14 protein-coding genes are annotated in these 14,591 nt (G+C 68.1%); 4 read left to right on the top strand and 10 right to left on the bottom strand.

Annotated elements, in window-relative coordinates:
• Positions 1 to 78: 78 nt before the first annotated feature.
• Positions 79 to 1,380 carry an NCS2 family permease gene (locus DFS13_RS27625; protein ID WP_006480751.1) on the bottom strand — a complete coding sequence of 434 codons (1,302 nt, stop codon included), beginning with the start codon at positions 1,378 to 1,380 and terminating at the stop codon, positions 79 to 81.
• Positions 1,381 to 1,501: 121 nt separating this feature from the next.
• Between DFS13_RS27625 and DFS13_RS27620 the strand changes: the two genes are divergently transcribed.
• Positions 1,502 to 1,753 carry a hypothetical protein gene (locus DFS13_RS27620; protein WP_111442343.1) on the top strand — a complete coding sequence of 84 codons (252 nt, stop codon included), beginning with the start codon at positions 1,502 to 1,504 and terminating at the stop codon, positions 1,751 to 1,753.
• A 427-nt stretch (positions 1,754 to 2,180) separates the two neighbouring features.
• Positions 2,181 to 2,459 carry a hypothetical protein gene (locus DFS13_RS27610; RefSeq protein WP_006480752.1) on the top strand — a complete coding sequence of 93 codons (279 nt, stop codon included), beginning with the start codon at positions 2,181 to 2,183 and terminating at the stop codon, positions 2,457 to 2,459.
• 171 nt (positions 2,460 to 2,630) lie between these two features.
• On the opposite strand, the gene DFS13_RS27605 is transcribed toward DFS13_RS27610, so the two are convergent.
• From DFS13_RS27605 to DFS13_RS27580, 6 genes are all read right to left on the bottom strand, one after another.
• The gene (locus DFS13_RS27605) at positions 2,631 to 3,005 is read right to left on the bottom strand and encodes a DUF2917 domain-containing protein (protein WP_006493550.1); all 375 of its coding nucleotides are present in this window, start codon (positions 3,003 to 3,005) and stop codon (positions 2,631 to 2,633) included.
• Positions 3,006 to 3,270: 265 nt separating this feature from the next.
• Complete coding sequence (locus DFS13_RS27600; RefSeq protein WP_069352604.1) at positions 3,271 to 3,651, bottom strand: DUF2917 domain-containing protein; 381 nt, start codon at positions 3,649 to 3,651, stop codon at positions 3,271 to 3,273.
• 251 nt (positions 3,652 to 3,902) lie between these two features.
• Entirely contained in the window at positions 3,903 to 4,190 is a 288-nt protein-coding gene (locus tag DFS13_RS27595; RefSeq protein ID WP_006486730.1) for a hypothetical protein, read from the bottom strand.
• Between the two features lie 78 nt (positions 4,191 to 4,268).
• Entirely contained in the window at positions 4,269 to 5,174 is a 906-nt protein-coding gene (locus DFS13_RS27590) for a metal-dependent hydrolase (protein ID WP_012493501.1), read from the bottom strand.
• Positions 5,175 to 5,203: 29 nt separating this feature from the next.
• Positions 5,204 to 6,991, bottom strand: coding sequence for an SDR family oxidoreductase (locus DFS13_RS27585; protein ID WP_111442341.1), 1,788 nt, complete (start codon positions 6,989 to 6,991; stop codon positions 5,204 to 5,206).
• 40 nt (positions 6,992 to 7,031) lie between these two features.
• On the bottom strand, positions 7,032 to 7,931 hold the full coding sequence (locus DFS13_RS27580; RefSeq protein WP_006498833.1) for a M24 family metallopeptidase: 900 nt from the start codon (positions 7,929 to 7,931) through the stop codon (positions 7,032 to 7,034).
• A 509-nt stretch (positions 7,932 to 8,440) separates the two neighbouring features.
• Here DFS13_RS27580 and DFS13_RS27575 point away from each other — a divergent pair.
• Positions 8,441 to 9,718, top strand: a complete 1,278-nt coding sequence (locus DFS13_RS27575; RefSeq protein WP_111442340.1) for a haloacid dehalogenase-like hydrolase — start codon at positions 8,441 to 8,443, stop codon at positions 9,716 to 9,718.
• A gap of 96 nt (positions 9,719 to 9,814) precedes the next feature.
• On the opposite strand, the gene DFS13_RS27570 is transcribed toward DFS13_RS27575, so the two are convergent.
• The 3 genes from DFS13_RS27570 to DFS13_RS27560 form a co-directional block, all read right to left on the bottom strand.
• Positions 9,815 to 10,588, bottom strand: coding sequence for a slipin family protein (locus tag DFS13_RS27570; protein ID WP_006483242.1), 774 nt, complete (start codon positions 10,586 to 10,588; stop codon positions 9,815 to 9,817).
• On the bottom strand, positions 10,585 to 12,135 hold the full coding sequence (locus tag DFS13_RS27565) for a nodulation protein NfeD (RefSeq protein WP_006498835.1): 1,551 nt from the start codon (positions 12,133 to 12,135) through the stop codon (positions 10,585 to 10,587). The genes DFS13_RS27570 and DFS13_RS27565 overlap by 4 nt, the downstream gene beginning before the upstream one ends.
• Positions 12,136 to 12,257: 122 nt before the next feature.
• A complete protein-coding gene (locus DFS13_RS27560) occupies positions 12,258 to 13,292 on the bottom strand; it encodes an AraC family transcriptional regulator (RefSeq protein WP_111442339.1) in 1,035 nt (344 codons plus the stop codon).
• A gap of 137 nt (positions 13,293 to 13,429) precedes the next feature.
• Between DFS13_RS27560 and DFS13_RS27555 the strand changes: the two genes are divergently transcribed.
• Positions 13,430 to 14,563 (top strand): acyl-CoA dehydrogenase family protein, encoded by a 1,134-nt coding sequence (locus tag DFS13_RS27555; RefSeq protein WP_006482812.1) that lies wholly within the window; start codon positions 13,430 to 13,432, stop codon positions 14,561 to 14,563.
• The last annotated feature ends 28 nt before the right edge of the window (positions 14,564 to 14,591 follow it).

Below are 14,591 nucleotides of genomic sequence, written 5' to 3'. Positions count from 1 at the left end.
TGAATCGTGCGAAAACGAAAACGCCACCCGAAGGTGGCGTTTTTTCGTTGCATCGTGTGGCGCGGCGATGTGCTTCGCTTACTCGCTGCCGAGATAGAAGAAGCGGAACAGGAACACGGCCGCGATGATCCAGACGATCGGCTTGACCGTGCGGCCCTGGCCCGTCAGCAGCTTGAGGCCGCCGTACGCGATGAAGCCGAACGCGACGCCGTTCGCGATCGAATACGTGAACGGCATCAGCAGCGCGGTCAGCGCGGCCGGCACGGCTTCCGTCGCGTCGTCCCACGGCACCTCGACCATCTCGCGCAGCATCAGGCACGACACGTACAGCAGCGCGGGCGCCGTTGCGTAGGCCGGCACGACGCCGGCGAGCGGCGCGATGAACAGGCACGCGAGGAACAGCACCGCGACGGTGATCGCCGTCACGCCGGTGCGGCCGCCGGCCTGCACGCCCGACGCGCTTTCGATGTACGCGGTGGTCGACGACGTGCCGAGCACCGAGCCCGCGACGATCGCCGTGCTGTCGGCGAGCAGCGCCTTGTTCAGGCGGTTCATCTTGCCTTCGACGAGCAGGCCCGCGCGATTCGCGACGCCCATCAGCGTGCCCGTCGCGTCGAACAGCTCGACGAGGAAGAACACGAGGATCACGTTGATGATGCCGGTCGACAACGCGGCGCCGATGTCGAGCTTGAACAGCGTCGCGTCGATCGACGGCGGCGCGGAGAACACGCCGTGGAACTGGTTGCCGGCGAAGAAGAACGACAGGATCGTCACGCCGATGATGCCGATCAGGATCGCGCCGCGCACGCGCAGGTGGTCGAGCGTGACGATCGTGAAGAAGCCGACGATCGCGAGGATCGTCTCGTGCTTGTGCAGGTCGCCGAGCGTGACGAGCGTGGCCGGGTTGCCGACGATCACGCCCGACGTCTTCAGCGAGATGATGCCGAGGAACAGGCCGATGCCGGCGGTGATGGAAATTCGCAGCGATTTCGGAATGCCGTTGACGATCGCCTCGCGCACGCGGAACAGCGTGACGAGCAGGAACAGGCAGCCGGAGATGAACACCGCGCCGAGCGCCGCCTGCCACGTGAAACCCATCCCCTTGACGACCGTGTACGCGAAATACGCGTTCAGGCCCATGCCGGGCGCGCAGGCGATCGGGTAGTTCGCGTACAGCCCCATGATGATCGACGCCAGCGCCGCGACGAGGCAGGTCGCGACGAACACGGATTCCTTCGGCATGCCGGCGTCGCCGAGAATCGCGGGGTTGACGAAGATGATGTAGGCCATCGTCAGGAACGTGGTGACGCCCGCGAGTATTTCGGTGCGGAAGTCGGTGCCGGCTTCAGCGAAGCCGAAATACCGCTTGATGGATTCCATGAAGGCGTTTCTCCGGTCGGGTTGTCGTGTTGATTGTTGTGCCGAATTGTTGTAAAGGCAGCGCGCGGCCGGCTAACTGTAACCAGCCACTATTGTCCGGCTATCGGCGGATTGTAATAGCGTGGATAGCTCGGACGATATAGTTGGGGGCACGATCGGTTGCCTGCGCGCGAACGGTCTGGCAGCCCGCCCGCGCGACGAAGGCGCGCATTTTACCGGTTCGCGCGGTGAGGGCCGGCAGAAATGGCTGAAACGGCGGGAGCGGTGGAAACGACGGGAAGCGGCGGAAAGCGGCGCGGCGCAGGCGGGCGAGACGGGCCGATGCGTGCGCAACGGCACGCCGGCGGCATCGGACGCGGCCGGTGCGCGATGACATGCGACTGAAACGGAGCGCCCGCATGCTGCACGAACGCGGTGCAGGCGGCGGTGCGCGCGAACGCGCGTGCGCGGCCGATGCGGATGCGCGGCCGCGGCGTGCGGCGGCCATTCGTCAGTCCAGGCAGTTGCAGGTATCAGGCTATCCTGCGCCGAAGCCGTCCCGTGCGCAACAGTCATTTCGCGATGCGGGGGCGACTGTGGTTTCTGTGTAAAAGATTGCAAGACCCCATCGCGTAAACCGGCAAGTCTTTCTACGATAGATACACCGCGCATGCACACGCCGGCCGGTCATTGCCGACGCGGGGGAGTCGCAGTCCGTGCAGGCCAGGCGGTGAATGGCGGTCAAGGCCGTTGCGCGTTTGGGCAGGCACGGCCGGTTGCGATTGCCCGATGCGGGTTCGTCCGTAATCACGGAGGTCAGCATGTTGAACTGGATCAGCCGCTGGGCGATGCGACACGCCCCCACGCCGGAAAAAACCGCTGCGTCGATGCTCGTGACGGCGCGCATGGAACTGTTCGCAGCCGAACAGCGCGTCATCGATGCGAAATTACAGGCGGATTACTGGCGCACACGTGTGTCATTCCTCGAAGAGGTGCAGAAGCAGGGCATCGATCCGTGGGTGACCTCGCAGGCCGCGCAACGTCCCGACCTCGATTCCACTCCACGAAGCACGGGCCCGCGTCTCGCCGCCAGCACCTGATGCCTCTGCTGCATCCCGTCGCTGCGCACGGCGCGCGATCGCTCGCGGCATGCACCGGCGTGCCGCGTCCTTCGATGCGCACCTGCGGCGCGTTGCGCCGCGGGTGCGTTCGTTTCCGGTCGCGGCCGCTCCGCGTGTCGCGCGCGTGACGCGTGCGACACGGCACGTCGCTCATCCGCTCCTTCTCCCTATCCCGACGAGCAAACGTTGCACTTGCGCGAGCATGCGCTTGACGCGCTCGCCGCGCCGCACGTACGCGGTCGTGATCGTCGCTTCGGCCGACCGGTCGGCATCGGTGCCGAGCCAGATGCGCTCGCCGCGCGCGATACGCAGCACCTCGCCGGGCCGCACCCAGTGATCGTCGACGCTCGGCGGCCGCGTGATCCACAGCGCCGCGCCGTGCGCGCGGATCTCCGCATCCTGCGGCGCGCGCCAGGTCATCGTCGTGCGTGGCGCGACCGCGAAACGGATCACGACGGTCGGTAATGCGATCGTGCCGGCGTGGCGCCGATCGCGGCGTTCAAACAGCGGGCTTGCCTGGTCCATCGTCTTCTCCATTCAGTGAGCCGGACGGATGACGTGCACCAGAACAAAAAGGCCTCATCCGTTTCCGGCGAGGCCTTGTGTGACATGCGGTACTGCCCGATTGCTAACGCACAAGCGCCTCCCGTGATCCATTCTTTCGAATGTTCACCGGGCAATGCATCGTGATGGCGATGAGCTTGAACGTAGGCATGCGAACGATTTTGTTGTCGGCGTGCGGCGTTGTCAACGACTATTTTCGGGATATGCGCGGGCGATACAGGATGCGTCACTCGCGCGTTCTTCGACCTCGTCTGCCCAGCATGTCGCGCATTCGTGCGATCGCCCGCCCCAGCGACGTATCGCGCCGCATCACGTACACGGTCGCGATCGACGCTTCGGCGGGCTGGGCGTCGCCGGTGCCGATCCAGATGCGGTCACCGCGCCGTACGCGCAGCACGTCGCCGGCGCGCAGCCGGTAATCGTCGATGCTGCCGAGCCGCGTGATCCACAGCGTTGCGTTGTGTACGCGAATCTCGGCGTCGTGCTGCGCGCGCCACGTGAGCGTCTTGCCGGGCGCGACCATGAAATGCAGCTCGACGCTCGGCAATGCGATCGTATCGGCGCGGCCCCGATCGGGGCAGACAACCAGCCGGCTTGCGTGGTCCATCGTCATCTCCATCCGTTGAGCCGGGCGGGATGACGCGCACCCAAACAAAAAGGCCTCATCCGTTTCCGGCGAGGCCTCGTGACATGCGTGACTGAATTTCGATGCTAACGCACAAGTGCCTCCGGTGATCGCCGCGTATGGGCGTTCACTCGGTTTTCATGCGCGATGGCGACGGGCTTGAGCATAGGCATGCGAACGAGTGTGTCGTGGCCGCGCTGCCGTGTCAACAGCAATTTCGAGATACGTGGCGGTTACGCGTCGCGTTGCGCGAGGCCGTTCACGAGCAGTTCCGACAGCAGGCCCGTCATCCCTTCCGGGTGCGTGGCCGCGCGTGCCTTCAGCTGTTCGACGAGCGCGGCGTTGAGCTTGCACGCGAACGGCACGAGGCCCTGTTCCTGGTCGAGCTTGCGCTGCGCGCGGCGGTCCAGCTTGGCCGCTTCGTCGGCGCCCTTGCCGAAACGCGCGGAGCTCGACTGCTTCATCGCGTGCGTCAGTTTGAGCGCCTTGTTCTTTTCGAGATCGGTTTTCTTCATGGCCATCGCGGCACCTCCGGGAAATGAAGCCGCGATTGTACGCATTTCGGCGGGCGCCGCCTGCCGGGCCGGCCGAAAACCCGGTCACGCGCCTTTCGTCGTGCCCCAGTTGCCGCCGTGCGCGGCCGCCTGTGCGGCCGGCGAGCGGGCGAGGTACGCGAGCGCCTGCTCGGTCGAGCCTTCGTGATGCGGCGTATAGCCCGGCTTGAAATAGCGCAGCGCCGCGCCGATCACCTTCCAGAACGACGGCAGGTGCCCGCGCCGCGAACCCTGCCACCACGCGAGCACGAAGCCCGGGTAGCGGCCGGCGTCCGGATCGCGCCGGTACATGAATTTCGCGCCGGTCGTGATGTAGTAGAGCAGCAGCAGGATCACGAACGCCATGTGCACGCACCGCTCCGGATAGGTGCCGCCCATATGCCGGTAGATGTCGAACGCGACGGTGCGGTGCTCGACTTCCTCGGCGCCGTGCCAGCGCAGCAGGTCGACCATCGTCGGGTCGGCGCGGCCTTCGTCGAGTCCGTGCGCGTTGAGCACCCAGTTGCCGAGATAGCCGAAGAAATGCTCGAGCGACGCGATCACGGCCAGTTGCTGCCGCAGCCAGAAGCGCGTATGGCCGATCTTCAGCCCGAACGGGGCTTCGCCCAGCACGCGCGTGAACAAACGGTTGAGCTTCTGCGTGAACGGCTTCGTGTCGATGCCGTGGCGGTCGTAGTAGTGCTTCAGCACGCCGCCGTGCGAGCGCGAATGCACGGCTTCCTGCCGCAGGAAGCCTTCGGCTTCGTCGCGCAGGCGTGCATCGGTGATCAGCGGCAGCGCCTTGTTGTACACGCGGCAGAACCACAGCTCGCCTTCCGGGAACAGCAGGTTCAGCGTGTTGATGATGTGCGTGCTGCCCGGATCGTTCGGCACCCAGGTGACCGGCGTGTCGCTGAAGTCGAACTTCACGTGCCGGGCCTTGATCTTGTGATAGTCGGCGGTATCGGTCATGTTGTCTCCCTGTGCGGCGTCGTGCGCCGTCAATGCGATGCCATGCTGACGCGGGCGATCCTCCGGCCGAGCCACGGCATGAAGCGGCCGACGAAGCGCAGCGCGTGCGCTTCGCCGCCGACCGCGACGACGGGGCGGTTGCGCAGCACGCCGTCGACCATCGCCTGCGCGACGGTTTCCGGTTTCAGGCCGCGCATCTGGTACAGCTTCGTCGCGCGCTTGCGCAGCCGCGCTTCGTCCTGCGCGTTGGCGCCCGCATAGTGCGTCGACGCCATGATTCCCGTCTCCGCGAAACCGGGGCACACGGCCGTCACGCCGATGCCTTTCTCCGCGAGTTCCGCGCGCATGCATTCGCTGAGCATCAGCACCGCGGCCTTGGTCGTCGCATAGGCGGGCAGGTCCCGCGACGGGCCGAATGCGGCTGCCGATGCGGTATTGACGATATGCCCGCCGGTGCCGCGCGCGGCCATCTGCTGCGCGAACAGCCGCGAGCCGTGGATCACGCCCCACAGGTTCACGTGCAGGATCCGCTCCCAGTGCCGCGCGCTCGTGTCGAGGATGCCGCCGGCCATGCCGATGCCCGCGTTGTTGATCACGACGTCCGCGCCGCCGAGTTCGCTGCCGACCCATGCCGCGAGCGCTTCCATCTCGTCGGCGGACCCGACGTCGACGCGTTTCGCGTGGGCCTGCGCGCCGGTCAGCCCGATCAGCAGCGCGGTGCGCTCGGCGCTCGCGAGATCGATGTCGCATGCGACGACCGTCGCGCCCTCGCGTGCGAAGGCCAGCGCCGCGCAGCGGCCGATGCCGCTGCCCGCGCCGGTGACGACCGCGACCTTGCCGCTGAAGCGCCCGCTGGTGGCGCGGCGGCGCGCGTTCGCGAGCGCGGGCGGTTCGTTGCCGGATTCGACTGCGTCGATCAATTGCCCGGCGAGATCCGCGAAGCGCGCGGGATCGGCGAGCGGCAGCCAGTGACCGGCCGCGACTTCGCGGCGGTAGTACTGCGGCACCCAGCGCGACAGGTTTTCGGACAGCGCGGGGCTCACGTACTTGTCGCCGAGCGGCACGATCGTCTGCACCGGTGCGTGCGCGTAGCGTTCGCGCGGCGCGAACAGGCAGCGGATGAAGTTCGCGCGATACAGGCGCACGCCGCGCGCGCCGTCGTCGGCCTGCGTCGGGCGCGGCGCGGCGGGCGTTTTCTCGAGCCGGCGCAGCAGGCCCGGCCACGCGCGGCCGAGCCACAGCCGCCAGCCGAGTTCGGGGAGGAACGGCAGGTGGAACAGGTACACGTACCACGAGCGCACGAGCTGGCCGCCGAGCTTGGCGAGCGACGCGGGCGTCGGCCGCAGCACGCGTTCGCGCAGCCAGAAGCCGACGTGGTCGAGGCACGGCCCCGAGCACGACGTGTACGACGCGATGCGGCCGGCCAGGCGCGGATCGGTGACGAATTCCCAGCCCTGGATCGAACCCCAGTCGTGTGCGACGAGGTGCACGGCGCGGCCGGGGCAGAGCGCATCGATCACCGCGACGAAATCGTCGGTCAGCTTCGCGAGATGGTAGTCGGCCGTGCGCGTCGGCACGCCGGACAGGCCCGCGCCGCGCACGTCGTACGCGATCACGTAGTGCCGGCGCGCGAGCAGCGGCGCGACATGCTGCCAGACGCTGCTGTCGTCGGGATAGCCGTGCACCAGCACGACCGGCGAGCGGGCCGGGTCGCCCCAGGTCCGGACCGCGAGCGTCAGGTCGCCGGAGGCGACCGCCGTTTCGTTGTGAACCGATTCGAACAGGGCCAGCGGCGCTTCGTCGGAAAGAGGCTGCATCGTGAGTCCGTCGTTCAGGGAGTCGTGAGGAAGGGGCGCGTCAGGCGGCGGCCGGCACGGTCGACGCCGCCTGCGCGCGTTCGGCCTGGCGGCGCTGCCAGCGGCGCACGTGCGGCAGGTCCTCGTCGAGCCAGTACGCGTCGTCGTCGGTGATCACCAGCAGTTCCTCGAATTTCGCGCCGACGCCGGCGAAGCCGAGATGCGGCTCGACGGCCCACAGGCCCGGCACGGGCGCATGCTCGGAGCGGCGGTCGATCGACCACAGCGGCGACCAGCCTTGCTGCTTCGCCGCGCGGCCCTGGTCGAGCAGCAGGTTGCGCGTCGCGTTCAGCCCGAAGCGCGCGACGAAGCGCGGCTTCGACAGCTTGTGGATCTTCGCGACGCGATGCGCGAGCACCTTGAACGGATAGGCCTTGTGGCGCGGCTCGACGCCCTGGCGGCGGCACAGCGCGTCGACTTCCTGCGCGACTTCCGCCATCGACCGGCGCTCCTTCACGAGCCGCACGATCATGTCGCGATGGTCCATCAGGTCGTCCTGCAGCTGCTCGAGGATCGGGTTGTGGCCCAGGCAGTGCGCGTAGCCGACGTCGGCGACGATGCCGTCGAGCACCGGTGCGACGTCGAGGATCACCGGCATGTCGGTTTCGAGTTGCCGGTTGCTCGGAAAGAACGCGAGATTGAAGCCGCCCATGTGCTTGAGGCCCGAGAAGCCTTCGAACGCGGTGCGGTCGCCGAACCACGCGAACGGCTTGTGCAGCCAGTCGTGCACGCCGTTGTCCTGCAGCCATTCGGTCAGGAGGCGCGCGGCTTCCTTCTCGGTGATGCCGGGGTAGAGCATCGCGCCGACGGTTTCGACGCAGCGGTACGCCAGTTGCTGGACCGCGCGGAATTGCGGCAGCTCGTCGAGGTGGACTTCCGGCAGCGGATGGTGGTCGGCCATGATGCGTCTCCATGTGTCGGCCCGCGTTTGCGTCTCGGCGCAACGCGGGTCCTGGGCAAGGCTGGGGTGCTGATCCGGAATGCGTCCGCCGGCGTCCATCGCCACACGGTTATTCAGTCAGCACTTAATGTGTCATTGGGCAATGTAATGATCATAGCCGGTTCGACGTCGCGCGCCAGCCCCCGGAGATGAGGGCTTCTCCTAATGAAGGGCCGAAATGGAGGGGAAGCTCTAGATTTCCGGCGAGCGGGGCCGGATGGCCGTTGCTTGTTCATGCTTGCCGAACGGGGAAACCGGTCGGGGCACCCCATGCAAGGCTTCCGCACGGTCCGGCATGTCGCGCCGGATCAACTCGCCGTCGTGTCGCGGCGGGACGCTGTCAAATTGCCGAAATAATTTCGTCACATCATCCGCCCCGATTCGAAGCCTTTGCGGCTTCGCGAGGCCGGTGTGTCGCGCGTCGCGCGGGGCCGCGACCGAGGCCGATTCGGCATATCAACGGAGAGACCATGCAACGCCGCCAGTTCATGAACACCCTTGCCGCGGCGACCGCTGCGACGCCGCTGATGCTCAAGGCCGGCCTCGCCGGCGCGAAGAGCGCCACCGCCCCGGACGCGCTGGACCCCGGCCGCTGGTCGCCGTTCAACGCCGCGCGCCTGCAGGCGGTGCTCGACCAGCATGGCGTCGCGAGCGCCCGCTACGACGGAAAGCGCCGCCCGTACGCGGTGTTCGACTGGGACAACACGTGCATCATGAACGACTGCGAAGAGGCGTTGCTGATGTACCAGATCAACCATCTGCAGTACAAGCTGACGCCGGACGAATTCGTCGCCGTGATGTGGAAGGACGTGCCGAAGGGCGCGTTCATGAAGGACTACACGACCGTCGACGGCAAGCCGGTGACGATGGAGGACCTCGCGGCCGACGTCGAATCCGACTACCGCTGGCTCCATGCGAACTACAAGGGCCTCGGCGGCGACAAGAGCCTCGACGAGATTCGCGAGACCGATCAGTTCAAGGATTTCCACGCGAAGCTGTACTTCATGTACGACGCGATCTGCGACACGCATCCGCTCGAAGTCGGCTACAAGTGGATCATCTACTTCTACCAGAACATGACGACCGCCGAGCTGCAGGCGATGGCGCAAGCGTCGAACAACTACGGGATCGGCGACGCGCTGCGCAAGGTCCGCTACGAAAGCCCCAAGGCGCTGCCGGGCAAGGCCGGCGTGGTGGCCGATACGCATTTCCACGGCATCCGCATTCACGAGGAAATCCGCGCGGTGATGCACACGCTGCGGGCGAACGGCATCGACGTGTACGTGAGCACCGCGTCGCTCGACGACGTCGTGCGCGTGTTCGCCGGCAATCCGAACTATGGCTACGGCGTGCCGCCGGAGAACGTGATCGGCCTGCGGCTGGACATGCAGGACGGCAAGTACACGAGCACCTATCCGGCCGGCTGGCATTTCAACTGGGGGCCCGGCAAGACGGTGGGCATCCGCAACGTGCTCGCGTCGAAGAAGGGCTACGGCCCGCTGCTGGTGTTCGGCGACAGCGACGGCGACGCGTGGATGCTGCGCGATTTCAAGGACACCGCGGCCGGCGTGATCGTCAACCGGATGAAAAAGGGCGAGATCGGCGCGGACAGCAAGCTCGCAGCAGAGCAGATCGGCAACCCGGACGCGCGCTTCCTGCTGCAGGGCCGCGACGAGCACACGGGCCTGATGATCCCGGACGAGAAGTCGATCAAGTACGGCAAGGCCGAGCGCAAGCTGCTGGCCTGACGCGGGCGGGCCGCTGGGCCGCCGGGCGCTGGCCGCCGCGGCTCCCGCGCCCATCGGCATCGGCCCGCGGCGTCGTGCGGCCGGCGCATGCGCGTCTCAACGCTCGCGCGGCGGGCCCAGCCGATCCAGCAACGCCCCCAGCAGATCGACCGGCAACGGAAACACGATCGTCGAATTCTTGTCCGCCGCGATCGTCGTCAGCGTCTGCAGGTAGCGCAACTGCATCGCCTGCGGCTGCAGCGCGAGCCGCTGCGCGGCCTGCAGCAGCTTCTCCGACGCCTGAAGCTCGCCTTCCGCATGAATCACCTTCGCGCGCCGTTCGCGTTCGGCTTCGGCCTGCCGCGCGATCGCGCGGATCATCGTCTCGTTCAGGTCGACGTGCTTGATCTCGACCGTTGACACCTTGATCCCCCACGCATCGGTCTGCGCATCGAGCGTCTTCTGGATGTCTGCGTTCAATTGCTCGCGCTCGGCGAGCAGCGCGTCGAGTTCGTGCTTGCCGAGCACCGCGCGCAGCGTCGTCTGCGCGAGCTGGCTGGTCGCCTCGAAGAAGCGCGCGACCTGGATCACGGCCTTCTCCGGATCGACGACGCGGAAATACACGACCGCATTGACCTTCACCGACACGTTGTCGCGCGTGATCACGTCCTGCGCCGGCACGTCGAACACGACGGTGCGCAGGTCGATCCGCACGACCTGCTGGACGATCGGGATGATCAGCACGAGCCCCGGCCCCTTCACTTTCCAGAACCGGCCGAGCATGAACACGACACCGCGCTCGTACTCGCGAAAGATGCGGATCGACGATGCGACGAGGACCACGACGAAGACGACCAGGACGCTGCTGAAGCCGAACGTGTAACCGATCATGAAGGTTCTCCCTGGGGATGGGCGGGGGCGGGCACGTCGTAGAGCGGCGCGACCGTCAGCGTCAGCCCGTGGCGGCCGGTGACGCGCACGCGGCAGCCGGCGGCCAGCGGCGTGCTGCTCGCCACGCGCCAGCGCTCGCCGTGCACGCGCGCCCAGCCGGCGGCCGACGGCGCGGCGTCGGTCGCGCCATGTGGCTGGTCCGGCTGCAGGCCGTCGTCGAGCACTTCGCCGATGCTGCCGAGCATCGCCTCGGCGCCCGTCACGACCGGGCGGCGCCGCGCGCGCAGCGCGACGCTCGACACGCCCGCGACGAGCAGCGCGCCGCCGAGCGCCAGGCTCGCGATCACGGGCCACGGAATCCCGTAGCCGGGCACGTCGGTGTCGATCAGCATCAGCGCGCCGATCGTGAACGCGACGATCCCGCCGAACCCGAGCACGCCGAAGGTCGGCAGGAACGCCTCCGCGACGAGGCAGCCGAGCCCGAGCAGCACGAGGCCGAGGCCCGCATAGCTGATCGGCAGCAACTGCATCGCGAACAGTCCGACCAGCAGGCAGATCGTGCCGGCGACGCCCGGCAGCACGAAACCGGGGTTCGCGAATTCGAAGAAGAGGCCGTAGATGCCGATCGTCAGCAGGATCAGCGCGACGTTCGGATCGGCGATGATCGCGAGGAACCGGCTGCGCCAGTCGGGCGCGAGCACGACGAGCGGCGCGTGCGCGGTCGCGAGATGCAGCGTGCCGGCAGTCGTCGTCACCGTGCGGCCGTCGAGCTGGCGCGCGAGGTCGGCCGGGTCCGGCGCGATCACGTCGACGACGTGCTGCGCGCGCGCTTCGTTCGCCGACAGGCTCACGGCCTCGCGCACCGCGCGCTCGGCCCATTCGACATTGCGTCCGCGCAATTGCGCGAGGCCGCGGATGTATGCGGAAGCGTCCTGGATCGCCTTGCGGATCTCGGTCGATTGCGTATCGGTCGGCAGCACGGCAGCCGCGTCCGACACGCCAGACGCACCCGATGCACCGGTCGGTCGCGGCGCGGCGGGATTCGCGCCTGGCGGCGCCGCGCCGCCGATGCCGAACTGCACGGGCGACGCCGCGCCGAGGTTGGTGCCGGGCGCCATCGCCGCGAAGTGGCTCGCATAGACGATGTAGGTGCCCGCGCTCGCCGCCCGCGCGCCGCCCGGCGCGACGAAGGCGGCGACCGGCACCGGCGAGCGGAGGACGGCCTTGATGATCTGCCGCATCGACGTATCGAGGCCGCCGGGCGTGTCGAGTTGCAGGATCGCGAGCGGCGCATGCTCGCGGGCCGCGCGGTCGAGCGAACGCACGATGAAATCGGCGCTGGCCGGGCCGATCGCGCCGTTGACGGGAATCACGACGACCGGATGCGCGGCGGGCGCGTCGGCCGATGGCGGCGCGGCGAGCGCGGCGCACACGACGAGCAGCGCCGCGAACAGCGCGGCGCGCGCGACCCGCGCGGACAGCGGGTGACGGGGGCGGCCGTCGGGCGCGGCAGGCGCCGGCGGCGGGCCATGACGGTGAAAGCGCATCGGGACGTCCGGGCGGCGCACGGCCGCGTGCCGTCCGGCTGGCGGAAAGGGCGTAGGCCCGATGCTTGAAGATTAGGCGGTTTCGGCGCAAAGCGCGAAGGCGAGGCGGGCCGGCCGCGCCTTCAGCCGGCGCCGCCGCCGCGCGCGAGCGCTTCTTCCCGAAACTCGGCCGGGCTGCGCCCGCTCCATTTGCGGAACGCGCGGTAGAACGCGCTCGGTTCCGCGAAACCGGTCGCGGCCGCGACGTCGGCGATCGTGCGGGCGGGGTCGGCCAGCGCCTCGAACGCGAGATCGCGCCGCAGCGTGTCCTTGATCGACTGGTACGCGTGGCCTTCCTGATGCAGCTTGCGGCGCAGCGTGGCCTCGGCCACGTGCAGCCGCGCGGCCATCCCGCCCGCGCCCGGCCACGCGGCGGGCGGCATCCCGCGCAGCACCGCACGCACGCGCTGCGCGAGCGCGTTCGGGTTGCGGTACTTGACGATGAAGCTGGCCGGCGCGTTGCGCAGAAACGTTTTCAGCGTCTTCGCGTTCTGCACGACCGGCAGCGTCGCGAATTCGGGATCGAAATCGACATACGACTCGGGCTCGTTGAAGCGCATGTCGTCGCAGAACATCGACGGGTATTCGTGATCGGCCGGTGGCGTGTCGCAGCGGAAGCTCGCATGCAGCAGCGGAATGCGCCGCCCGATCAGCCAGCAGGTGAGGCCGTACACGATGATGAAATAGGTCGCGTACGTGAACATCGCGGGCGTCGCGCCGTTGTTGCGGTGCACGAAACGCAGCCGCACGCGCTGCGGGTTCGCGTCGAGCTCCGCGTGGAGGTCGTCGAGCACGCAGTGCATGAAGTTCACCGCGCGCGCCATCGCGTGCAGCCCGTCGCGCGCCGACAGCGCGGCCTGGCTCATCGCGATGAAGCTGCCGCTGCGCATCGGGTGGTGATCCTGCCCGAAAAACTCGTCGTCGAGCGTGCGCGCGATGGCGTTCCACAGCGCGCCGTATTGCTGCGCGGACACGCGTGCGCGCGGCTGCCCGAGCAGCGCGGGCGCGATGCCGGCCTGCGCGAGCAGCGGCTCGGCCGCGACGCCGCGCCGCGTGGCCAGCGCGACGCTGTACGCGACGAGGCTGATCGCGACGGTTCCCTTGTCTTCCTGCTTCATCGGTGTCGCCGGTGTGGCAAAAACGCTCAGTGTAAATGAGCGACGCGAGCATCGAACAGTCGCGCGTGCTTGCCTACACTTGTTGCATCGAAACGCAAGGACGGTCGCGCCCGGCGGCCGCGGGAGACAGCAGCACCATGGACGAGCTTTACACCGAAGACCAGCGGATGATCCGCGATGCGGCGCGCGCTTTTGCCACCGAGATGCTGGCGCCGAACGCCGCGCAGTGGGACCACGACGCGCACCTGCCCGACGCGATCGTCGCGCAGCTCGGCGAGCTCGGCCTGCTCGGGATGATCGTGCCGCAGGAGCTGGGCGGCTCGTATACGGACTACGTGGCCTATGCGCTGGCGATGGAGGAAGTGGCGGCCGGCGACGCCGCGTGCGCGACGATGATGAGCGTGCACAACTCGGTCGGCTGCGGGCCGATCCTCGGCTTCGGCACGCCCGCGCAGAAGGACCGCTGGCTGGCCGACATGGCGGCCGGTCGCGTGATCGGCGCGTTCTGCCTGACCGAGCCGCATGCCGGTTCCGAAGCGAACAACCTGCGCACGCGGGCCGAGCTGCGCGACGGCCAATGGGTGCTGAACGGCGCGAAGCAGTTCGTGACCAACGGCCAGCGCGCCGGTGTCGCGATCGTTTTTGCCATGACCGACCCGGAAGCCGGCAAGCGCGGCATTTCCGCGTTCCTGGTGCCGACCGACACGCCGGGCTTCATCGTCGGCAAGCCCGAGAAGAAGATGGGCATCCGCGCGTCGGATACGTGCCCGATCACGTTCGAGAACTGCGCGATTCCGGAAGACAACCTGCTCGGCAATCGCGGCGAAGGGCTGAAGATCGCGCTGTCGAACCTCGAAGGCGGCCGCATCGGCATCGCCGCGCAGGCGCTCGGCATCGCGCGCGCCGCGTTCGACAAGGCGCGCCGCTATGCGGGCGAGCGCGTGCAGTTCGGCAAGCCGATCGCCGAGCATCAGGCGATCCAGCAGAAGCTCGCCGACATGGCCGTGCAGATCAACGCCGCGCGCCTGCTCGTGCATCATGCGGCGAAGCTGCGCACGGCCGGGCTGCCGTGCCTGTCGGAAGCGTCGCAGGCGAAGCTGTTCGCGTCCGAGATGGCCGAGCGCGTGTGTTCGGATGCGATCCAGATTCACGGCGGCTACGGCTACCTGGTCGATTACGAAGTCGAGCGTCACTATCGCGACGCGCGCATCACGCAGATTTACGAAGGCACCAGCGAAGTGCAACGGATGGTGATCGCGCGGCAGCTTTGAGCCGCGACGGTCGCACCGGGACGACAGC

The sequence above is a fragment of the Burkholderia sp. 28_3 genome, assembly GCF_003253915.1.
GTDB classification, from domain to species: domain Bacteria; phylum Pseudomonadota; class Gammaproteobacteria; order Burkholderiales; family Burkholderiaceae; genus Burkholderia; species Burkholderia cenocepacia.
Note: the sequence above shows the minus strand (reverse complement) of the source record. Positions and strands in the feature narration are given on the sequence as shown.